Origin of the sequence: Vibrio jasicida 090810c, assembly GCF_002887615.1 — a bacterium.
GTDB lineage: Bacteria > Pseudomonadota > Gammaproteobacteria > Enterobacterales > Vibrionaceae > Vibrio > Vibrio jasicida.
On record NZ_CP025792.1, the window covers coordinates 1,626,012 to 1,647,051 of the forward strand.

The window sequence follows — 21,040 nt, forward strand, 5'->3', positions numbered from 1 at the left end:
TCTCTTATATATCATTAACTGACTGACCAGACAGTGCAGCTCGAATTGATTTATCCATACGTCGCGACGCAAAGTCTTGGCTTGCTTTGTCGGTGTCTTTAATACCTTGTTCGATTGCTGCGACATCGTCACCATTGCGCAACTCGATCAACGCTTCAATAACTTTAACTAATGCTTGTTTTTCTTGCTCTGACAGCAATTCATCGCCATCAGCTTGCATTGCCGCAATCAAGCCCTCAATCACTCGGTCAGCTTCCACACGTTGCTCCGCTAGAGCTCGAGCTTGCATGTCTTCTTTCGCAAACGCCATTGAATCACGTAGCATGTTCGCGACTTCATTATCACTCAGACCGTACGAAGGCTTCACCTGAATCTCAGATTGTACGCCTGTGCTTTTCTCCATCGCGGTCACGGACAATAGACCGTCAGCATCCACTTGATAAGTCACGCGAATGTGTGCTGCGCCTGCTGCCATTGGAGGAATGCCTTTCAATGAAAAACGAGCGAGTGAGCGACAATCGTCCACCATTTCACGTTCACCTTGAACGGTGTGCACTGTCATAGCCGTTTGACCATCTTTAAATGTGGTAAATTCTTGCGCTCGTGCAACTGGGATTGTGGTGTTACGAGGAATAATTTTCTCAACCAGGCCACCCATGGTTTCAATACCAAGAGACAATGGGATGACGTCAAGCAGAAGCATTTCAGAATCAGGTTTGTTACCTGCCAAAATATCCGCTTGGATACCGGCACCGATTGCGACGACTTCGTCTGGATTGATCGTAGTAAGCGGTTTGCGACCAAAGAAGTCACCGACCATTTCGCGAACAAGTAACGTTCGTGTTGAGCCACCCACCATTACGGCTTCGAGTACATCTTCTGCATCGACATCTGCATCTTTCAATGCTCGACGACAAGACATCAGCGTTTTCTTAACCAGAGGACGAATCAAATCTTCGAACTGCTCACGAGTCACTGAGCCTTTCCAGCCAAATACATCAACATCAACGCGGTCTTGCTCAGAAAACGCAATTTTCGTCTCGGTTGCAATGTTCAGCAACGCACGGTTTTTCTCAGCAGAAAGCGGCGCTTTTAAGCCAGCTTGCTCCATCAGGTAGTCTGCTAAAAGATGGTCAAAGTCATCACCACCTAGCGCCGAGTCACCACCTGTTGCTAATACTTCAAATACGCCTTTCGACAAGCGTAAGATAGAGATATCAAACGTACCACCACCCAAGTCGTAAACCGCAATAACGCCTTCTTGGCCAGAATCTAAACCGTAAGCAATCGCAGCCGCTGTTGGCTCGTTAAGCAGACGTAGTACATGAAGACCAGCCAATTTCGCCGCGTCTTTTGTACCTGCACGTTGAGCGTCATCAAAGTAAGCAGGAACAGTAATTACCACGCCAGCTAATTCACCACCTAGCGTTTCTTCTGCACGCTTGCCAAGCGCTTTTAGAATGTCGGCAGACACTTCAATCGGGTTTTTGTCACCTTGAGCGGTTTGCAGAATTGGCAGACCGTTGTCGCTTTCTTTAAATTGGTAAGGCAAAGATGGGTAGCGAGCTTGAATGTCTTTTAATGAACGGCCGATCAGACGTTTTACCGAGATGATGGTGTTTGCTGGCTCTAGCTCTGCTTTTGCTTTGGCATCGTAACCGACTGACGCTGAATCTTGCGTGTAGTTTACCACTGAAGGCAAAATGCTACGGCCTTGGTCATCTGTCAGAGTTTTTGCATCGCCGCTTCGAACTGATGCAACCAAAGAGTTAGTGGTACCTAAGTCGATACCCGCTGCTAACTTATGCTCATGAGGTGCCGAGCTTTGGCCCGGTTCTGCGATTTGAAGTAGTGCCATGATGGGTCCTTGTCACGCTAACTAGCCGAGGAGTTTGTCTTCAACCAGTTCAATTTCGTTCTTTAGTTTGGCAATAAATTTGAGTTTTCGAACTCGGTCTGCGGCTTCTGGCCAAAGACTATTATCAAGTTCTTTCTCTACACTCGCCAAATGCTGTTTGTACATTTTGCTGACCTTAGAGTCGAAGTCAAAAAGCGCTGATTCCGGATCAGAGCTGTCAGCAATTTCTTCCAATTCTTCACGCAATTCCATTTGTTCCATCAAGAACATTGGGTCTTGCATAGTTTGTTGTTCACCACGGATTTCGATGCCCTTTTCAGCCAAGAGATATTCCGCACGTGAAATAGGCTGCTTTAGAATTTGATAAGCATCGTTAATTTGCGCTGCTTTTTGTACCGCCATCAAGCGATCACGCTCAGAAGCAGTAGCAAAGTTATCTGGGTGGAAGCGTTTTTGTAGTTCTCGGAACTGAGAAGAAAGAAGGCTACCATCCAGCTTAAACTGACTTGGTAGCCCAAATAATTCAAAGTGATTCATTAAGATCGGGTCCTAGTAAAGCCTTCTGGACTCGGTCGCCCAGAAGGACGAACAATTAGACGTTGAAGCTTTCACCACAACCACATTCACTTTTTGCATTCGGGTTGTTGAATTCAAAGCCTTCATTCAACCCTTCCTTCACGTAATCTAACTCGGTACCGTCTAAGTACACCAAGCTCTTCTGATCGATGATGATTTTCACACCTGAAAGGTCAAATACTTCATCTTCTTCGTTAAGATCATCGACGAACTCAAGTACGTAAGCCATGCCGGAACAGCCTGTCGTCTTCACTCCAAGACGCAAACCGACACCCTTGCCTCGGTTGTCTAGGAATGCTTTTACGCGACTTGCCGCTGTTTCTGTCATTGTGATGGCCATACTGCACCTTAAGTTTGTCTAAATTACGTTTTGGAATGGGAGCGTTTTAAGGGCTCCCATTATATACGGAATACTTATTCCTGGTGTTTTTTCTTGTAGTCAGCAACTGCTGCTTTGATAGCATCTTCCGCTAGGATTGAGCAGTGAACTTTCACTGGTGGAAGCTCTAGCTCTTCTGCAATCTCAGAGTTTTTGATAGATGCCGCTTCGTCGATAGACTTGCCTTTTACCCACTCAGTTACGAGTGAGCTTGAAGCAATCGCACTACCACAACCGTATGTTTTGAATTTCGCGTCTTCAATGATGCCTTCTGGCGTCACTTTGATTTGAAGTTTCATTACGTCACCACAAGCTGGTGCGCCAACCATGCCGCTGCCTACTGATGGGTCTTCTTTATCGAAAGAACCAACGTTACGTGGGTTCTCATAGTGATCAATTACTTTTTCGCTGTATGCCATGATAAATTACCTCGAATCCTCTATTCAGTCCGTGAGATTAATGATGAGCCCATTCAACAGTGCTCAGATCAACCCCTTCCTTGTACATATCCCATAGAGGAGACATGTCGCGTAGCTTAGTCACTGCAACGCGGATTTGTTCAATTGCGTAATCAATTTCTGCTTCAGTCGTGAAACGACCAAATGAGAAACGTACTGAGCTGTGCGCCAATTCGTCGTCTAGACCAAGAGCACGAAGAACGTAAGATGGCTCTAGGCTCGCTGATGTACAAGCACTACCAGAAGAGACTGCTAGGTCTTTTAGTGACATCAGTAGAGATTCGCCTTCTACGAATGCAAAGCTCACGTTTAGGTTGTGTGGAACACGCTGTTCTAGATCACCATTCACCGTTACTGCTTCTAGATCTTTAACGCCATCTAGAAGACGGTTACGAAGTGCTAATGCGTGATCGTAATCTTTTTGCATGTCTTCTTTTGCTACGCGGAACGCTTCACCCATACCTACGATCTGGTGAGTTGGAAGTGTACCCGAGCGGAAACCACGCTCATGACCGCCACCGTGCATTTGCGCCTCAAGACGGATTCGAGGTTTGCGACGTACGTAAAGTGCGCCGATACCTTTAGGACCGTAAGCTTTGTGCGCAGACAGTGAAATAAGGTCAACTTTCATTTCTTGAACGTCGATTGGCAACTTGCCTGCCGACTGTGCAGCATCCACATGGAACACAATCTTACGTTCACGACATAATTCGCCGGTTGCGGTGATGTCTTGGATAACACCAATCTCGTTGTTAACGTGCATGATTGAAACCAAAACAGTATCTTCACGCATTGCTGCTTGCAGCTTGCCTAAATCAACTAGGCCGTTTGCTTCTGGCTCTAGGTAAGTCACTTCAAAACCTTCGCGCTCTAATTGACGACATGGGTCAAGAACGGCTTTGTGCTCTGTTTTACAAGTGATTACGTGTTTACCCTTCTTAGAGTAAAAGTGAGCAGCACCTTTGATTGCAAGGTTGTCTGACTCGGTCGCACCTGATGTAAATACGATTTCGCGTGGATCTGCATTTAGAAGGTCAGCAATTTGCTCACGAGCAGTATCTACAGCTTCTTCTGCCTGCCAGCCGTAACGGTGCGAACGCGAAGCTGGGTTGCCAAATGTGCCATCCATTGTCATGTACTGAACCATTTTTTCAGCAACACGAGGATCGACTGGACATGTAGCGGAATAATCAAGATAAATCGGCAGTTTCATTCTCTACTCCAATGTAAAATGCTGACCGCTAAGAGCGGACGTTTACACCGATGGGCGCGGTGGTTGTATTTTTGTTTGTTAACCCATGAGTGACCACAAGATCAATGTCCTGACGATCAGAAATTTCTAAGACTTCATTATCTGTCATTAACTCACCGAGCGTAATGTTATTTAAGAAGTCACTAATGCGAGAGCTTAGGTCACGCCACAAAGTGTGGGTTAAGCAACGAGTGCCACCTTGGCAGTCGCCTTTGCCTTGGCATTTGGTTGCGTCAACTGACTCATCAACCGCTGCGATAACAGTGCCAATAGCAATGCTGTGAGCGTCAGTACCCAGTCGGTAACCACCGCCAGGACCACGAACGCTGGCAACAAGACCGGCTTTGCGCAATTTTGAAAAAAGCTGCTCTAAGTATGAGAGCGAGATACCCTGACGCTCTGAGATATCAGCTAGAGGTACTGGGTTTTGTTGCGAGTGCAGTGCCACATCCAGCATGGCCGTCACCGCATATCTTCCTTTAGATGTAAGTTTCATACCACACCGTATCCACATCGTTTGTAATGATTAGGATTTTTCCATACCCGACTAAAATGGTCAAGTATTTATTTGACTAAAATAGTCAGGTATTCATCCTTACATCTAAAGTGGTTATTCTTTGTTCAGAGCTTCTTTTCAATCGCCGTCAAAACACCACGCAAGATATTAAGCTCTTGAGCCTCTGGTCGAGCTCGTGAATACAAACGACGAAGCTTGTTCATCACCTGACCAGGCTGATCTTTGCTAATAAATTGGGTCTCCACCATTACTTTTTCAAGGTGTTCGAAGAACATTTCTAATTCTTTATGGCGAGGGTACTCTTCAGGCTCACTTGGCGTGTACTGGCTTTGTTCTAGGTTGAGGTGTGCAACACGCACTTCATAGCTCAGCGTCTGTACAGCCATTGCTAGGTTGAGCGAGCTGTATTCAGGGTTAGCTGGAATGCAAACATGGTAGTGACACTTCTGCAATTCTTCATTAGTGAGGCCTGTTCTTTCTCGGCCAAATACCAATGCAACAGGGTGCTTTTGGCCTTCGACGGCAAACTTTTCACCACATTCACGTGGTTCAAGCATTGGCCATTCTAAAGTGCGTGAACGTGCACTAGAACCAACCACTAGGCCACAATCTTCAATGGCATCTTCTAGTGTTTTTACTACCTTGGCATTTTGTGCAATATCACCTGCCCCTGCCGCTAGTGCTAGGGTTTGGTCGTCGACCTCACATTGCGGATCAACCAATACAAGCTGGCTTAAACCCATGACTTTCATTGCTCGAGCTGCCGAGCCAATGTTGCCTGAATGAGAAGTTCCGACGAGTACGACTTTTACTTGATCCAACATCTGTGATTGCTACCTAAATTAAAACCGAAGGATATTACCATAATTTTTTAACACACCCTAGGGTGAAGCAGGTTTCTATTCGCAATCTCATCAATTGTTTTTCAGCTTTAAGGTAGGGCTAATTAGTACGGCTTTCACATGCGACCAAAAAATAACCACTTCCCTTTTCTCTGCACTCTGGTATACTCGCCGCCGCTTTAAATTGTTCTTTAACATCCGTTGGGAAATTCGTATGCATCCAATGCTAAACATTGCTATTCGCGCTGCGCGAAAAGCAGGCAATCATATTGCTAAATCATTAGAAAACACAGATAAAGTTGAGTCTACGCTAAAAGGCACTAATGACTTTGTTACTAACGTAGACAAAGAAGCAGAAGCTATCATCATTGATACTATCAAGCACTCTTACCCAGAGCACTGTATCGTTGCTGAAGAAGCTGGTCTTATCGAAGGTAAAGATAAAGACGTACAATGGATCATCGACCCACTGGATGGCACCAATAACTTTGTAAAAGGTTACCCAACGTTCGCAGTATCTATCGCGGTTCGCTTCAAAGGTAAAACTGAAGTGGCTTGTGTATACGATCCAATGCAAAACGAGCTATTCACTGCACAACGTGGTGCTGGCGCTCAACTAAACAACGCTCGTATTCGTGTAGCTCAACTGAAAGACCTTCAAGGTACTGTTCTAGCAACTGGTTTCCCATTCAAACAGAAGCAACACGCTGAGTCTTACATCAAAATCGTAGGTTCTCTATTCACTGAATGTGCTGACTTCCGTCGTAGCGGCTCTGCTGCTCTTGACCTATGTTACGTGGCTGCAGGTCGTGTTGATGGTTACTTCGAACTAGGTCTAAAACCTTGGGATATGGCAGCTGGTGAGCTTATCGCTCGTGAAGCTGGTGCAATCCTAACTGACTTTGCTGGCGGCACTGAGTACATGAAGTCAGGCAACATCGTTGCTTCTAGCGCTCGTGGCGTTAAATCAATGCTTAAACACATCCGTGAAAACGGCAACAGCGCGATCCTTAAGTAAGATTCTGAAGTCATACTAAGCCCGTCACGCTGATGACTTTTGAATAGCCCCGCTCATTGAGCGGGGCTTTTTTATATGGAACAATCTGCCTGTTTATAGAAACGGTCGTAGTCAGGTAAGTGGTCTATTTTTACGTGCTGAACCTTCCATACTTGTTCCTTCATGAGAAACTGCAACGAAACCGTGACTGGCTGGTATACATCGCCAAAGCCGTTTACGGAAAGACACCCAACTCCTCCATCCTCACTATATGCTTCAAAGTAAGACAGCTCCGTAACCAAACTTGATGGGATGGATGACAAAAATGGAAATTGATGACCAAATTTTACTGGGTGAGATTTAATACTATTTAGCTCTTCAATCGATAGGTTTGGTCCTGCCATAGCTTCTACCACCTCGATATACTGCATCTTGTATAAATTATTGCGTATATCAAGGTAAGTATCGTGGAGTGGACTTGCTATGCACGGCGCTGAAACACTGAGTAAAACCGGAATAGGTAGAATTCTATTTATCATAACCAGCGAAACCCCAGCTTCACGGAGCGTTTGATCAATTTTACTCTTCTTAAATCTGTACTTACAAAGCCCCCACTCGCACTGCTCTAAAAGCTCTCGGACATTTACCTGCCCAGCAACACCAAAGGAAACAACACCAAAAAAAGAAACACTTCCACTGTATGTCAAAACACCATCACGAGTAGTTTTAAAAGTAACAGAAACTGCTTTTAATTTTATGCCCAGCTCTTCAACCATTTCTTTTGAAACTTCAAACTTAGTAAACCCAAGTTCACCAGATAAAGTTGCCTTACCAGACTCATCAACTGCTAACTTGAATCTTTTCCCTCCAGTAACTAGCTTGCTGGTAACGCCTTTATTGTGTTTGTAAGAAATCTCTACAAACTTCAGTAACTGTACTTTTATTTCAACTTGCCTTGACATTATTTCCTCCCGAAATTGTTGAACATACTTCCGTATATTCAACTCAATCAAAAAACTACAATTCAAGCTGGAAGTACCTCAAATAAAAATGAAACTATCAAATCTATCAGACATAAAAAAACCGCTGATTGCTCAGCGGTTTTTGTTTTCGGTTCTCAATCTGCCTTATGGCATCTCGTCGAACTCTGCACCTTCTTTTTCTACTTGAGGTGGCATCAAGTGCTCTTTCTGGATACCCAGTTTTAGCGCTAGTGCTGATGCTACATAGATAGAAGAGTAAGTACCTACAGTGATACCTAGTAGAAGTGCGGTTGCGAAGCCGTGAATCATCGCACCACCTTGCATGAACAGTGCAATAACTACGAACAATGTCGTACCAGACGTAATCAATGTACGGCTCAATGTTTGAGTGATTGACGCATCCATGATGTCCGAAGGTTCGCCCTTACGCATCTTACGGAAGTTTTCACGAATCCGGTCGAATACAACGATGGTATCGTTGAGCGAGTAACCAACAACCGTAAGTAGCGCCGCTACGATGGTTAGGTCCACTTCAATTTGCATCAGTGAGAAGACACCCAGCGTGATAATGATATCGTGTGCCAGTGCCATTACCGCACCAGCCGCTAGACGCCATTCGAATCGCATTGATACGTAGATCAGGATACAGATCAGCGATACAAGAATCGCTAGACCACCCGCTTCCGTCAGCTCATCACCAACATTTGGACCTACAAACTCGATACGACGCATTTCTACGCTTTCACCCGTACCTTCTTTGATAGCACCAATGATTTGGTTACCTAGTGTTTCACCAGACATATCGTCACGAGGACGAAGACGAACCATTACATCACGAGCACTACCAAAGTTTTGTACTGTCGCATCGCCGAAGCCTTTTGAATCTAGTGCTGAACGAATCTCTTCAAGGTTTGCAGGTTGTTCAAAGCCCACCTCGATAAGCGTACCACCAGTAAAATCTAGGCCCCAGTTCAACCATTTGGTTGATAGCGTGAAGATAGAAGCTGCGATCATAACAATAGAGAATACGAACGCGACTTTCGACCAACGCATAAAGCCGATCGTGTTTTCTGCTTTTAGAATTTGAAACATATTAATTCCCAGCCTTAGATCGACAATTTATCAACGCGTTTGCCACCGTAAATCAGGTTCACGATACAACGTGTACCCACAATAGCGGTGAACATTGAAGTTAAGATACCGATAGATAGTGTTACCGCGAAACCTTTCACCGCGCCGGTACCTACTGCAAATAGAATGATTGCAGTGATAAGCGTTGTGATGTTCGCATCGGCGATAGTACTGAATGCGTTTGCGTAACCTTGGTGAATCGCTTGTTGTGGACTACGCCCATCTCGAAGTTCTTCACGGATACGCTCAAATATCAGTACGTTGGCATCGACTGCCATGCCGACCGTCAATACGATACCGGCAATACCAGGCAGCGTCATTGTCGCCCCCGGAATCATCGACATAACACCAATGATCAAAACCAAGTTCGCCATCAATGCAATATTGGCAATCAGACCGAAACCACGGTAGTAAAGCAGCGTAAATAGCATTACGGCTACCATACCCCAGATACACGCTTGAATACCCATATCGATGTTTTGCTGACCCATTGATGGACCGATGGTTCGTTCTTCAACGATTGAGATAGGCGCAATTAGAGCACCAGCACGAAGTAGAAGTGCTAGGTTGTGAGCTTCAGCAGCAGAATCGATACCGGTAATACGGAAGTTACGGCCAAGCGCAGACTGAATCGTTGCTTGGTTGATCACTTCTTCATGTTTATCCAGAATCACACGACCTTCTGGCGTACGACGACCACTATCTTTGTACTCTGCAAACACGGTTGCCATTAGCTTACCGATGTTCTTTTTAGAGAACGCAGACATCTTGTTACCACCTTCGCTGTCTAGCGAGATGTTAACCTGAGGACGACCGTATTCATCAACACTTGAACTTGCATCTGTGATGCTTTGGCCACCGAGAATTACGCGTTTCTTCAGAACAACAGGACGGCCATCGCGATCTTGCTTAATCTCGCTACCAGCTGGTGCTCGACCGTTTGCCGCAGCAGAAAGGTCAGCTTTGTCGTCGACTTCGCGGAATTCTAGTGTTGCCGTAGCTCCTAGGATTTCTTTTGCTCGAGCGGTGTCTTGAACACCTGGCAATTCAACTACGATGCGGCTAGCACCTTGACGTTGAACCAATGGCTCAGCAACACCAAGTTCATTTACACGGTTACGAAGAATCGTGATGTTTTGTTCTACTGCGTAGTTACGTATTTCTTGTAAACGTTGCTCGGTAAAGGTGGCAATCAACGCGTAACGACCATCAGAATCAGAATCGACAAAATTCATGTCTGGGTGATTCTTTTCTAACGTAGCTTTCGCTTCAGCTAGTTGCTCTTCATTACGTAGCAATACTTCCACGCCTTCTTTACCAGAAGGACGGATTGCGCGGTAGCGAATCTTAGCTTCACGAAGTTCACTACGGAAAGCTTCTTCTTGTTGACCAACCAGCTTTTCCATCGCCGCGTCCATATCCACTTCCATCAAGAAGTGAACACCACCTCGTAGGTCAAGACCTAGCTTAAGTGGTGACGCACCAATTGCTTCTAGCCAATCTGGCGTAGCTGGAGCAAGGTTGAGTGCAACAATTTTATCTTTGCCAAGCGCTTCACTGATGATATCGCGGGCACTGATTTGAGTGTCAGTGTCATTGAAACGAACAAGGATTGATCCATTCTCGAGAGCAATGGATTTATGAGAGAGATGCTCTTTATCAAGAGCTTTGGTGACAGCATCCAGCGTTGACATATCTACAGAGGCACCACGTGCCCCTGTAACTTGAATAGCCGGATCTTCACCGTAGATATTTGGAAGTGCGTACAACGCAGCGGTGATGATGGCAAAAAATACCATCAAGTACTTCCATAATGGGTAACGGTTTAGCACAGCGAGGATCCTTTAGCTGTTTTATAGAGACTTCAGCGTACCTTTTGGTAGCACTGCAGTTACGAAGTCTTTCTTGATTACAACTTCATTGTTTGCGTTAAGCTCAATTGAAATGTAGTCATTATCTTCAGCGATTTTCGTGATTTTACCCACTAGACCACCGCTTGTTAGCACTTCATCGCCTTTGCCCATGGAAGACATCAGGTTTTTGTGCTCTTTTACACGCTTAGATTGTGGACGGTAGATCATGAAGTAGAAGATCACCGCGAACATGCCTAGCATGATTAGCATTTCAAAACCGCCGCCAGCTGGAGCGCCTTCTGCTGCTGCATGAGCTTGAGAAATAAACATTAAAACATCCTCATTATATTTTATTGATAATCCAACAAGTTGGGCTTTCGTAATTTAGATTCAAGTCTAAGAGTGAGTAATAGAGATCACCTTCTCAAAAATAACGTACGTTAGCCTACTTTATTAGCAAAAGCCTCTGGCGACATGCCAAAGGCTCTAATTCTTTTATGCTTTGCTTAGTGGTGGCACTTCGCGGTCACGACGAGCGTAAAACTCTTGAACAAACTCATCGAAACGGTCTTCATCAATCGCCGTGCGAATGCTTTCCATCAAACGCTGGTAGTAGCGCAAGTTATGGATAGTATTCAAACGCGCGCCTAGAATTTCATTACAACGCTCTAGGTGGTGAAGGTACGACTTGCTGTAGTGCTGACAAGTGTAACAGTCACAGTGCGGATCTAGCGGAGTTGTATCCGTTTTATGTTTCGCATTACGGATCTTGATCACACCACCAGTCACAAATAGGTGACCGTTTCGTGCATTACGCGTTGGCATTACACAGTCAAACATGTCGATACCGCGACGAACACCTTCAACCAAATCTTCCGGCTTACCTACGCCCATTAGGTAACGAGGCTTATCTTCTGGAAGCTGTGGACACGTGTGCTCAAGGATACGGTGCATGTCTTCTTTCGGTTCGCCTACTGCAAGACCACCAACTGCGTAACCATCAAAACCGATTTCAGTTAGACCTTTAACCGATACGTCACGTAGGTCTTCGTAAACACCACCTTGAACAATACCAAATAGGTTGTTCGGGTTTTCTAGCTTATCGAAGTGGTCACGTGAGCGTTGTGCCCAACGTAGTGACATTTCCATCGATTTTTTCGCTTCGTTGTGTGTCGCTGGGTATGGCGTACACTCGTCGAAGATCATGACGATGTCAGAACCTAGGTCTTTTTGGATTTCCATCGACTTTTCAGCGTCCATGAAAATCTTGTCACCGTTTACAGGGCTACGGAAGTGAACACCTTTTTCGGTGATCTTACGCATTTTACCTAGGCTGAATACTTGGAAACCGCCTGAATCAGTAAGAATAGGACCGTGCCAGTTCATGAAATCGTGCAGGTCACCGTGCATTTTCATCACTTCTTGACCAGGACGTAACCATAGGTGGAAAGTGTTACCTAGCAGAATTTCTGCACCCGTGCCTTTTACTTCTTCCGGAGTCATGCCTTTAACCGTACCGTAAGTACCTACTGGCATGAATGCTGGAGTTTGAACAGTGCCACGTTCGAAGGTCAATTGACCACGACGCGCATTGCCGTTTTTCTTTTTAAGATCGAATGATAATTTCACGATGCCTCCGAGTGTCAGAGAAACAGTCTGACTATGTATCTTGGGGGTGTTCCCCACTTTAAGGAGCGGTCGCCTTCCTTGCGAGAGACAAAGCAGAAGTTCTACTCTGTTTCCTAGCGTACTGCTAGCACTCGTAAATCATTAGCTTTCTCCCCCTCCTAACCTCCCTCCTTTTACAAAGGAAGGGCTAGTAGGGAGGGGTTAAAACATTATGCCGTTTTCTTCTTAATAAACATTGAGTCACCGTACGAGAAGAAACGGTATTGGTTATCCACAGCGTGCTTGTAAGCATTCATGGTGTTCTCGTAACCTGCGAATGCACTGACCAACATAATCAATGTTGACTCAGGCAAGTGGAAATTGGTGATCAAACAATCCACCAGCTGGTACTCGTAACCAGGGTAGATAAAGATTTCAGTATCACCAAAGAATGGTACCAATTCCGTGCCTTTCTTCAGTGCGTCTTGCGCTGCACTTTCAAGCGAACGAACTGACGTAGTGCCTACGGCAACGATTCGGCCACCGCGTGCTTTAGCTGCATTAATCGCATCAACAACATCTTGCGGTACTTCAACGTACTCAGCGTGCATGTGATGATCGTTAATGTCGTCCACTTTCACTGGTTGGAACGTACCGGCACCAACATGAAGTGTTACGTAAGCAAACTCAGCGCCTTTCGCCTTGATCTTCTCAAGCAGAACATCATCAAAATGAAGGCCTGCCGTTGGTGCTGCAACCGCACCTGGCTTTTGGTTGTAAACCGTTTGGTAACGCTCTTTATCTGCGTCTTCATCTGGGCGGTCGATGTAAGGAGGAAGTGGCATGTGACCAATTTCTTCCAGAATGTCTAAAACCGTCTTATCAGACTCAAACTTCAGTTCAAAAAGAGCATCATGGCGAGCAACCATTTGCGCTGAATATTCATCGTTCTCGCCAACAATAATAGTCGAACCTGGCTTTGGTGATTTTGAACAACGAACGTGAGCCAGAATGCTCTTTTCGTCCAACATACGCTCTACCAACACTTCTAGTTTGCCGCCAGACTCTTTTCGACCAAACATACGCGCAGGGATAACGCGAGTATTATTGAAAACCACTAGATCACCAGCTTGAACTTGGTCCAACACATCAGTAAATGTGCCATCAATAAGTTCGCCAGTATTGCCATCCATTTGCAGCAGTCGGCTAGCGGTACGCTCTGGTTGAGGGTAGCGGGCGATAAGTTCATCTGGAAGGTCGAAATGGAAATCTGATACTTGCATGTTACTTGTCTTATATATTGGTCAAATCACGTCGAAAACGACGATAAAATTGCGACGAGTTTTTCGCAGCAGACTAGTATATGTTTACATGCTGCAATAGCAAGCAAATCCCCTTAGATTGACTGTAAAACCTTTCATTAAGAGTGTAATAAAACGTGAAAGTCTCAGGATTAGCAGCAACAAAAAAGCAGCGGAGTTCGCTGCTTATCTTTTCTATCTATTGCGGCCTGATTTTATACTTTACGTCGGCGCAACCATGTAAATGAGGCTAAAACACTCAGCCACCAAATTCCTAAGCTACCACCATCCTCTTCAGAGCCTCTAAAATCACAGTTGTTGGTCGCAATACCATCGTGACACTCTTCTTCTCCCCCATTGTCATCATTGGCCTCTTTAATAAAGTTGGGTTCAATGATGTAACTGTTTGGGGGGGCGTCAGCGGTTATGTAAGACTGTACCCAATCATGATATTGGCTCACTTTGGTGTAGAAACTTGGGATAGTAAGTGAACCACATGTCGGAAGAATAAGAGGAGCACCACTTACAATACCGATCTGCTTCCCCGTTGCGACATCGATGAGTGGACCACCACTGTCACCTTTACATGCAGAATTGCCATATTGGGTATTACTCTCTAAGTCCAGCACTTCATTCCGAGTTGGCAAAGTACATATTTTGGTTAAATTCTCACGTGAATCAATGATTCCCGGAAAGCTGCTGCCAATTTCTAAGCGCTCATAACATTTGTCGATGGGTAAAAAGGTGCTAATGGTGGTTTTAAGTGTATCTGAGGATTCAGACGCATCAGGTTGAGTAGTTCCCCAACCAAATACTTGCACGTTTTCCACACGCTGATTGGTTAGATAATTGTCGTTCCAATCTGCAGCCAGACGCGCCTCAATATTCTCCATCTCAGTTTTGTTTGCTAAGTCCGCAAATCTTGCATTCGCGACCGGACGAGTGAGATACAACAATGCAATATCAGAATCTAAACCCGTTTGAATGGGTTTGACGTTGCCGCTACTGTCGATGTCCGCTTTAGATATACGCGTGTAATCCGGATGCACTACCACATGTGAAACTGGATAGAAGTTATCAAGCCCTGCAGTATTTAGATCATACACATTGGCATTCACGGACAGTTCACCCGGAGGGGTCACATAATAGCTCGCTTCGTTGGTTCCCTGTCCCATCACCACACAGTGTGCCGCAGTTAATACCCATTGTTCCGTCAGCATGGTACCGCCACACAGCGGAAACTCTGCCATGTTACTTGCGCGTAAAGTCACACGATCAACCGGGTCGGTTTGCTCATCTCCTAACACAATCGCTTGAGCGGATTGCACACTGAATGCCGCCACTGCCAAAGCAATGATCTTGTTGCATTTCGTTCGTTTCATTTAGGTTGTAATCTTCAATCTGGTAAGCCTGAGCATATCTTCTTCCACAGGCTTATCTTGGAGAATCAAGCAAGTAAAAATGTGCGATTCAACTCATTAGATTACATTCTGACCACATACCTTATCAGTGAAAAATGCAAACTGACTCGCATTGAGTTTTTCAACGGTAAACAGCAATAATTAACAAACCAATCAGTAGTAATTTCTTTGAACTATAGTGAAGGTGAGCATTTGCTCTTTGAACATTGATTGAGGTAAGTATGAAGATGTTAACTATGGCGTTAAGTGCCGCCGTACTCGTGTTTTCTTCCGGTACACTCGCAAACTCTAACCACCAGAAGATCACCGCAATGCAACAAGCATGTGACTTAAAGCAGGTCCCTCGTTTATGTGCGGTCAACCTTCCTAATAAAAGCTATATCGGCCGATGTGTGGACGCGAAAGCTTATGGTCTTATCTGTGTGCATTTTAAGCAACGTTAAGAGTAACCAAAGCTAAGGTTTCAACGCCTTAGCTTTGGTTATTTATGATAGCGCTTACATCCTAACATCGCCCCAAATGAGTAGCTGGAATTATGGAAAACTCCAGTACATTCTCACCTCTGATTGATCTCCATCTAATCGTTTTATTTTATTAGTGAAAAACGAGACAGCTCCCAGATATACGGAAAAATATTCTCTATATTTAAAGGAAGGACAATGCCGCTGGAGGTCTCTATGATCAAGGTTGAAGATATGATGACTCGCAACCCTCATACCTTGCTGCGTGAGCACACATTACGTGACGCAAAAAGCATGATGGAAGCGCTTGATATTCGACATATTCCGGTTGTTGATGCCAATAAACACTTACAAGGCTTGGTGACTCAACGCGATATTCTTGCCGCACAAGAATCCTGTTTACACCCAGATGAGGCTGAACAATCTTTTACCCTCGACACCCCGCTTTATGAAATGATGCACACCAACATCATGACAGCAGAACCAAGAGCTGGATTAAAGCAAAGTGCTATCTATATGCAAAAACACAAAGTAGGCTGTTTGCCTGTGGTAACTAAAGGTCACTTAGTCGGAATTATCACCGACACAGACTTTGTTTCCATCGCAATCAACCTACTAGAGCTTCAGGAAGAAGTTGAACCTGAAGAGCTAGAAACAGAATAGTTTGAGCAGAGCTTATTGCACTCATAACAAACAAAAAGCAAAAAAAGAGCGGCTAATTCGCCGCTCAAGATGTCATTACTAACGTAGTAATTATAGACTCTATGCTTGTTAGAATTGGTCTTCTTCGGTAGACCCTGTCAGTGCTGTCACTGAAGATTGCCCGCCTTGGATAGTATTGGTCATTCTGTCAAAGTATCCCGTGCCAACCTCTTGTTGGTGCGCTACGAACGTATAGCCTTTTTCTGCCGCTTCAAACTCAGGACGCTGAACTTTCTCAACGTAATGACGCATGCCTTCGCCTTGTGCGTAAGCGTGTGCCAGTTCGAACATGTTGAACCACATGTTGTGAATACCTGCTAGCGTAATGAACTGGTACTTGTAGCCCATATTCGCCAGTTCTTGTTGGAACTTAGCAATGGTTTCTGCATCTAGGTTTTTCTCCCAGTTGAATGAAGGCGAACAGTTGTATGCCAATAGTTGGTCTGGGTACTCGGCATGAATCGCTTCTGCAAACTTACGAGCTTCTTCTAAACATGGCGTTGCCGTCTCACACCAGATTAGATCCGCATATGGTGCGTAAGCTAGGCCACGAGAGATAGCTTGGTCGATACCTGCACGAACACGGTAGAAACCTTCTGGAGTGCGCTCTCCTTGAATAAAGTCTTTATCGTATGGGTCGCAATCAGACGTTAGCAAGTCGGCTGCGTTTGCATCGGTACGCGCAATAACCAGTGTTGTTGTGCCAGCAACATCCGCGGCTAGGCGAGCTGCTATCAGTTTTTGCACCGCTTCTTGAGTTGGAACCAATACTTTACCGCCCATGTGACCACATTTTTTCACTGATGCTAATTGGTCTTCAAAGTGAACACCTGCCGCACCTGCGTCGATCATCGATTTCATTAGCTCGTAAGCGTTAAGTACACCACCAAAGCCTGCTTCTGCATCCGCGACGATTGGTAGGAAGTAATCAATGCCGCCTTCATCTTCTGGCGATTTACCTGCAGTCCATTGAATTTGGTCTGCACGACGGAACGAATTATTGATGCGTTTAACGACCGAAGGAACAGAATCTACTGGATACAGAGATTGGTCTGGGTACATCGTAGACGCAGTATTGTTATCTGCCGCTACCTGCCAGCCAGATAGGTAAATCGCTTCGATACCTGCTTTCGCTTGCTGTACGGCTTGACCACCCGTTAGTGCACCAAGGCAGTTAACATAGCCTTTCTTTGAGCTACCGTTGACCAGTGACCAAAGTTTGTCAGCACCACGTTGTGCAATCGTGTTCGCAGGTACCATAGAACCACGCAGTGTTACTACTTCTTCCGCAGTGTAGGTGCGTTTTACGTTTTTCCAGCGTGGGTTGGTTGCCCAATCTTTTTCCAGAGCTTCAATTTGTTGGCGGCGAGTTAAGTTAGTCATTGGTCTATCCCTCTTATAATGTGCACTTGTGCATGTGCGTTGAGTTTTCCGTTCTCAGGCAGTACATCCTTATCTGCCTCGAATCTTTCACGTAGTCGTTAAACCAACACGTATTAGTTAAATAAACATGTATTAGTTAGATAAATTGAGTGTTTAAAATCTTTGGGTTAATCCAAGTAGTCATAACCTGGAATGGTTAAAAAGTTGGTCAGCTCATCGCTTGTGGTGAGCCTAGCCATCAAATCTGCCGCTTCTTCAAATCGACCAGCTTGGTAGCGCTGCTCGCCAATTTCTTGTTTCACGACTTCAATCTCTTCTTTCAGGTAGAGTTCGAACAGCTCTTTAGTGACCTTCAATCCGTTGTCGAGCGACTTGCCGTGTTGAATCCATTGCCAGATAGAAGCACGTGAGATTTCAGCCGTTGCTGCGTCTTCCATCAGTCCGTAAATCGGCACACAACCGTTGCCAGAGATCCAAGCTTCGATGTATTGCAGCGCAACGCGGATGTTATGGCGCATGCCCTCTTCTGAACGTTCACCTTCGCACGGTTCAAGCAGCTCTGCGGCGGTTATTGGTTCGTCTTCTGAGCGGTTCACATCCAATTGGTTGGTGCGCAGCCCCAGTGTGGCACTGAACACTTCCATTGCGGTGTCTGCCAACCCCGGGTGAGCAACCCAAGTCCCGTCGTGACCGTTGTTAGCTTCTAGCGATTTATCGTTGTGGATCTTATCCAGTACTTTTTGGTTTTCTTGTGGGTCTTTAGCCGGAATAAAGGCTGCCATGCCGCCCATCGCAAATGCGCCACGTTTATGACAAGTACGCACCAACAATCTTGAGTAAGCGTTGAGGAATGGCTTGTCCATGGTTACCACTTGGCGATCTGGTAGTACGCGATCTGGGTGGTTTTTCAGTGTCTTAATGTAGCTAAAGATGTAATCCCAGCGACCACAATTCAAACCGACGATGTGTTCTTTTAGTGAGAACAGAATCTCATCCATTTCGAATACGGCTGGTAAGGTTTCAATCAGCACAGTCGCTTTGATAGTGCCAGTATCCAAACCGAAATACTCTTCAGTGAAATGGAACACTTCGCTCCACCACTTCGCTTCATGATGCGATTGCAGTTTCGGAATGTAGAAGTAAGGACCGCTTCCCTTTTTCAGTAGCGCTTTATAGTTGTTGTAGAAGTACAGAGCGAAATCGAATAGCGCACCTGGAATGATCTGACCGTGCCACGTTACGTGTTTTTCTTTTAGATGCAGTCCGCGAACACGGCAGATCAACACCGCTGGGTCGTCTGCCAGCTGATAGTGTTTGCCATTGCCAGGGTTGGTGTAGCTGATGGTGCCATTAACAGCATCGCGCAAGTTGATTTGACCATCCAGCACTTTACTCCACGCAGGGGACATCGAATCTTCGAAGTCTGCCATGAACACTTTTACATTCGCATTCAGTGCGTTAATCACCATCTTGCGATCAGTCGGTCCTGTAATCTCCACTCGGCGATCTTGCAGATCTTGCGGGATTCCGAGGATCTTCCAGCTTCCTTCACGAATGTCTTGTGTCTCTGGTAGAAAGTCTGGCAGTTCACCAGCGTCGATGCGTGCTTGCTTCTCTTCTCGTGCTTCCAGCAACTGTTCAACACGTCCGGAAAATTTTTCACACAGTAGAGATAAAAAGGTTTGGGCTTCAACAGGGAAAATTGCTTGATGTTCAGGAGCAACGACTCCATTCACCTCAAGCATGCCTTGGGTTTGCTTTAGTTGTTGTGTTTTTTGTTCTGTCTGAGCAAGCATAATCATTCATCCTTAACGTGCTTTATCCATCTTGGGCAGTCAGCCTAAAGCTACATTTGTAAGTTATGAACAACAAATTACATCCTTCGATTTGGTGTTCACTTCGCTTCGTTGTGTCTATACCTTGCGCAACCTGAATTGCTTTTTCAATCTAGACATAAGTCTTACAAGCCTTTAATTAAGCTAACCCAACAAAGGTTTCAGCGAAACCCCTCAAGTAAACAAAACGTTAAATTCAAAGTTTTATTCGGTATCAAACAAGTGTTTGATTTTTGAGTTCAATTTGTAAGTTATTACGTAATTAAATTACATTAAATTTACAGGTTATTTTTGAATTCAAACAAGCGTATGAATAGTGAGACAGGAGAAAAATCCTTGTATTCACAAGGGCTAGGAAGAGGAAATTAAACGCGACTTAAACGCGTTACGCAGGCAGTTGTGTAAAATTAACATTGTGAAATTTCACTATTTTATGAAAGCTTCATGAAAGTTCATCTGTAAAATTTTACAAGTCAAAGTTCACGTACAGAATAAAATGCTAAAAAGCGCACTATTTCTAGTGCGCTTTTTGATATTAGATCGGGAGTAGCAGGCTAATACTAATCGCTAAAGCAGTTCAGAGACGACTTCTGCCAATTGATTGAAAGTGTTTGATCGTGACGAGCTCGGACGCCAAACCAAACCAATATCGCGATATGCTTGCTGACCTGGAGGGTCGATCACCACTAAGTTCTGGTTGTGTAGCAAACCATGATCAATCGCCATTTGCGGGATAAACGTGGTGCCCAGACCATTCGCCACCATTTGCACCAATGTATGAAGACTGGTTGCGGTGAATGGGTTGATCTTCTCTTTGTCCGTTAGCTTACATGCTGAAACCGCGTGCTCTGTAAGACAGTGCTCTTTCTCTAATAAGAAGACGGATTCATCTGGCAAGTCTGCATAACGGATCGGTACAGGAACAGAATCCGCTTGATTGGCGCTGATCACCATGCGAAATGGATCTTGACCGACTACACGACTTTCCATTCCTTCTATCTCTACAGGCAGAGCCAGAATCAATACGTCCAACTCACCGTGGCGAAGCGCTTGCAGCAAGTTAGTCGTGGTGTCTTCTCTTAATAGAAGATTTAATTGCGGGAAGCGGTAGTTCACCTCTTGAACAAGATCGCACAATAAGAAAGGTGCTATGGTCGGAATACAACCGACTTTAAGCTGCCCTTCCATATCATCGCCTTGGCATAAGCGACCCAGTTCAACAAGATCTTGCCCTTTGGCGAGCAATTCTCGACCTTGCTGCACCACCATTTCACCAGCTTGAGTGAAGACTAATGGGCTTTTTTTATCTTTCTTTTCGTAAAGTGGACAACCAATCAACTCTTCAAGGTTTTGGATGCCTTTACTTAAGGTGGATTGACTGACAAAACAACGCTCAGCAGCATCACTAAAATGTCGAGTTTCGTGCAGAGTGACCAAATAGTGTAACTGCTTCAAGCTAGGCCATTTATTCATAATTCTATTT

Annotated in this window: 20 protein-coding genes; 3 read left to right on the forward strand and 17 right to left on the reverse strand. The window is 45.1% G+C overall.

The genetic code is table 11. From position 1 onward, the window contains the following. Nucleotides 1–4: 4 nt before the first annotated feature. From hscA to trmJ, 7 genes are all read right to left on the reverse strand, one after another. Nucleotides 5–1,858 carry a Fe-S protein assembly chaperone HscA gene (gene hscA / locus C1S73_RS07640; protein ID WP_038869582.1) on the reverse strand — a complete coding sequence of 618 codons (1,854 nt, stop codon included), beginning with the start codon at nucleotides 1,856–1,858 and terminating at the stop codon, nucleotides 5–7. Between the two features lie 21 nt (nucleotides 1,859–1,879). Then, nucleotides 1,880–2,395 carry a co-chaperone HscB gene (gene hscB, locus C1S73_RS07645; protein ID WP_038869581.1) on the reverse strand — a complete coding sequence of 172 codons (516 nt, stop codon included), beginning with the start codon at nucleotides 2,393–2,395 and terminating at the stop codon, nucleotides 1,880–1,882. A gap of 55 nt (nucleotides 2,396–2,450) precedes the next feature. Then, on the reverse strand, nucleotides 2,451–2,774 hold the full coding sequence (gene iscA / locus C1S73_RS07650) for an iron-sulfur cluster assembly protein IscA (protein WP_038869579.1): 324 nt from the start codon (nucleotides 2,772–2,774) through the stop codon (nucleotides 2,451–2,453). A gap of 74 nt (nucleotides 2,775–2,848) precedes the next feature. Further along, on the reverse strand, nucleotides 2,849–3,232 hold the full coding sequence (gene iscU, locus C1S73_RS07655) for a Fe-S cluster assembly scaffold IscU (protein ID WP_005424883.1): 384 nt from the start codon (nucleotides 3,230–3,232) through the stop codon (nucleotides 2,849–2,851). Nucleotides 3,233–3,269: 37 nt separating this feature from the next. Further along, on the reverse strand, nucleotides 3,270–4,484 hold the full coding sequence (locus tag C1S73_RS07660) for an IscS subfamily cysteine desulfurase (protein WP_038869576.1): 1,215 nt from the start codon (nucleotides 4,482–4,484) through the stop codon (nucleotides 3,270–3,272). 28 nt (nucleotides 4,485–4,512) lie between these two features. Continuing rightward, nucleotides 4,513–5,019: a Fe-S cluster assembly transcriptional regulator IscR gene (iscR, locus tag C1S73_RS07665; RefSeq protein WP_038869575.1), complete on the reverse strand. Its 507-nt coding sequence runs from the start codon at nucleotides 5,017–5,019 to the stop codon at nucleotides 4,513–4,515. 125 nt (nucleotides 5,020–5,144) lie between these two features. Continuing rightward, nucleotides 5,145–5,864 (reverse strand): tRNA (cytosine(32)/uridine(32)-2'-O)-methyltransferase TrmJ, encoded by a 720-nt coding sequence (gene trmJ, locus C1S73_RS07670; protein WP_038869573.1) that lies wholly within the window; start codon nucleotides 5,862–5,864, stop codon nucleotides 5,145–5,147. Nucleotides 5,865–6,096: 232 nt separating this feature from the next. Between trmJ and suhB the strand changes: the two genes are divergently transcribed. Next, on the forward strand, nucleotides 6,097–6,900 hold the full coding sequence (gene suhB, locus C1S73_RS07675; RefSeq protein ID WP_038869570.1) for an inositol-1-monophosphatase: 804 nt from the start codon (nucleotides 6,097–6,099) through the stop codon (nucleotides 6,898–6,900). A 71-nt stretch (nucleotides 6,901–6,971) separates the two neighbouring features. On the opposite strand, the gene C1S73_RS28115 is transcribed toward suhB, so the two are convergent. The 7 genes from C1S73_RS28115 to C1S73_RS07715 all read right to left on the reverse strand — a co-directional run bounded on the left by C1S73_RS28115 (nucleotide 6,972) and on the right by C1S73_RS07715 (nucleotide 15,137). Further along, a complete protein-coding gene (locus C1S73_RS28115) occupies nucleotides 6,972–7,841 on the reverse strand; it encodes a hypothetical protein (RefSeq protein WP_227740547.1) in 870 nt (289 codons plus the stop codon). Nucleotides 7,842–8,006: 165 nt separating this feature from the next. Continuing rightward, the gene (gene secF / locus C1S73_RS07690; protein WP_038869569.1) at nucleotides 8,007–8,954 is read right to left on the reverse strand and encodes a protein translocase subunit SecF; all 948 of its coding nucleotides are present in this window, start codon (nucleotides 8,952–8,954) and stop codon (nucleotides 8,007–8,009) included. A gap of 14 nt (nucleotides 8,955–8,968) precedes the next feature. After that, nucleotides 8,969–10,825 carry a protein translocase subunit SecD gene (gene secD, locus C1S73_RS07695; RefSeq protein WP_080774369.1) on the reverse strand — a complete coding sequence of 619 codons (1,857 nt, stop codon included), beginning with the start codon at nucleotides 10,823–10,825 and terminating at the stop codon, nucleotides 8,969–8,971. Between the two features lie 21 nt (nucleotides 10,826–10,846). Continuing rightward, nucleotides 10,847–11,176, reverse strand: a complete 330-nt coding sequence (gene yajC, locus C1S73_RS07700) for a preprotein translocase subunit YajC (protein ID WP_010446143.1) — start codon at nucleotides 11,174–11,176, stop codon at nucleotides 10,847–10,849. Nucleotides 11,177–11,341: 165 nt separating this feature from the next. After that, nucleotides 11,342–12,475, reverse strand: a complete 1,134-nt coding sequence (tgt, locus tag C1S73_RS07705) for a tRNA guanosine(34) transglycosylase Tgt (protein WP_038869564.1) — start codon at nucleotides 12,473–12,475, stop codon at nucleotides 11,342–11,344. Between the two features lie 209 nt (nucleotides 12,476–12,684). Then, nucleotides 12,685–13,737 (reverse strand): tRNA preQ1(34) S-adenosylmethionine ribosyltransferase-isomerase QueA, encoded by a 1,053-nt coding sequence (gene queA, locus C1S73_RS07710; RefSeq protein ID WP_038869562.1) that lies wholly within the window; start codon nucleotides 13,735–13,737, stop codon nucleotides 12,685–12,687. Between the two features lie 233 nt (nucleotides 13,738–13,970). Then, nucleotides 13,971–15,137, reverse strand: coding sequence for a trypsin-like serine protease (locus C1S73_RS07715; RefSeq protein WP_038869561.1), 1,167 nt, complete (start codon nucleotides 15,135–15,137; stop codon nucleotides 13,971–13,973). 260 nt (nucleotides 15,138–15,397) lie between these two features. Between C1S73_RS07715 and C1S73_RS07720 the strand changes: the two genes are divergently transcribed. Next, nucleotides 15,398–15,619, forward strand: coding sequence for a hypothetical protein (locus tag C1S73_RS07720; RefSeq protein ID WP_038869560.1), 222 nt, complete (start codon nucleotides 15,398–15,400; stop codon nucleotides 15,617–15,619). Nucleotides 15,620–15,853: 234 nt separating this feature from the next. Next, on the forward strand, nucleotides 15,854–16,300 hold the full coding sequence (locus tag C1S73_RS07725; RefSeq protein ID WP_095760575.1) for a CBS domain-containing protein: 447 nt from the start codon (nucleotides 15,854–15,856) through the stop codon (nucleotides 16,298–16,300). Nucleotides 16,301–16,408: 108 nt separating this feature from the next. Here the strand turns inward: C1S73_RS07725 and aceA are convergent, their stop codons facing one another. The 3 genes from aceA to C1S73_RS07740 form a co-directional block, all read right to left on the reverse strand. Next, nucleotides 16,409–17,722, reverse strand: a complete 1,314-nt coding sequence (aceA, locus tag C1S73_RS07730; RefSeq protein ID WP_038869556.1) for an isocitrate lyase — start codon at nucleotides 17,720–17,722, stop codon at nucleotides 16,409–16,411. 167 nt (nucleotides 17,723–17,889) lie between these two features. Then, complete coding sequence (gene aceB, locus C1S73_RS07735; RefSeq protein ID WP_038869554.1) at nucleotides 17,890–19,518, reverse strand: malate synthase A; 1,629 nt, start codon at nucleotides 19,516–19,518, stop codon at nucleotides 17,890–17,892. A gap of 606 nt (nucleotides 19,519–20,124) precedes the next feature. Further along, entirely contained in the window at nucleotides 20,125–21,030 is a 906-nt protein-coding gene (locus C1S73_RS07740; protein WP_005424789.1) for a hydrogen peroxide-inducible genes activator, read from the reverse strand. Nucleotides 21,031–21,040: the final 10 nt, after the last annotated feature.

What these genes read in the sequence shown, in the direction of transcription:
- aceA (WP_038869556.1), bottom strand. Translation starts at nt 17,722, where the DNA reads ATGACTAACTTAACTCGCCGCCAACAAATTGAAGCTCTGGAAAAAGAT.
- C1S73_RS07715 (WP_038869561.1), bottom strand. Translation starts at nt 15,137, where the DNA reads ATGAAACGAACGAAATGCAACAAGATCATTGCTTTGGCAGTGGCGGCA.
- C1S73_RS07740 (WP_005424789.1), bottom strand. Translation starts at nt 21,030, where the DNA reads ATGAATAAATGGCCTAGCTTGAAGCAGTTACACTATTTGGTCACTCTG.
- hscA (WP_038869582.1), bottom strand. Translation starts at nt 1,858, where the DNA reads ATGGCACTACTTCAAATCGCAGAACCGGGCCAAAGCTCGGCACCTCAT.
- C1S73_RS07660 (WP_038869576.1), bottom strand. Translation starts at nt 4,484, where the DNA reads ATGAAACTGCCGATTTATCTTGATTATTCCGCTACATGTCCAGTCGAT.
- iscU (WP_005424883.1), bottom strand. Translation starts at nt 3,232, where the DNA reads ATGGCATACAGCGAAAAAGTAATTGATCACTATGAGAACCCACGTAAC.
- C1S73_RS07720 (WP_038869560.1), top strand. Translation starts at nt 15,398, where the DNA reads ATGAAGATGTTAACTATGGCGTTAAGTGCCGCCGTACTCGTGTTTTCT.
- secF (WP_038869569.1), bottom strand. Translation starts at nt 8,954, where the DNA reads ATGTTTCAAATTCTAAAAGCAGAAAACACGATCGGCTTTATGCGTTGG.
- yajC (WP_010446143.1), bottom strand. Translation starts at nt 11,176, where the DNA reads ATGTTTATTTCTCAAGCTCATGCAGCAGCAGAAGGCGCTCCAGCTGGC.
- C1S73_RS28115 (WP_227740547.1), bottom strand. Translation starts at nt 7,841, where the DNA reads ATGTCAAGGCAAGTTGAAATAAAAGTACAGTTACTGAAGTTTGTAGAG.
- hscB (WP_038869581.1), bottom strand. Translation starts at nt 2,395, where the DNA reads ATGAATCACTTTGAATTATTTGGGCTACCAAGTCAGTTTAAGCTGGAT.
- suhB (WP_038869570.1), top strand. Translation starts at nt 6,097, where the DNA reads ATGCATCCAATGCTAAACATTGCTATTCGCGCTGCGCGAAAAGCAGGC.
- aceB (WP_038869554.1), bottom strand. Translation starts at nt 19,518, where the DNA reads ATGCTTGCTCAGACAGAACAAAAAACACAACAACTAAAGCAAACCCAA.
- trmJ (WP_038869573.1), bottom strand. Translation starts at nt 5,864, where the DNA reads ATGTTGGATCAAGTAAAAGTCGTACTCGTCGGAACTTCTCATTCAGGC.
- iscR (WP_038869575.1), bottom strand. Translation starts at nt 5,019, where the DNA reads ATGAAACTTACATCTAAAGGAAGATATGCGGTGACGGCCATGCTGGAT.
- C1S73_RS07725 (WP_095760575.1), top strand. Translation starts at nt 15,854, where the DNA reads ATGATCAAGGTTGAAGATATGATGACTCGCAACCCTCATACCTTGCTG.
- queA (WP_038869562.1), bottom strand. Translation starts at nt 13,737, where the DNA reads ATGCAAGTATCAGATTTCCATTTCGACCTTCCAGATGAACTTATCGCC.
- iscA (WP_038869579.1), bottom strand. Translation starts at nt 2,774, where the DNA reads ATGGCCATCACAATGACAGAAACAGCGGCAAGTCGCGTAAAAGCATTC.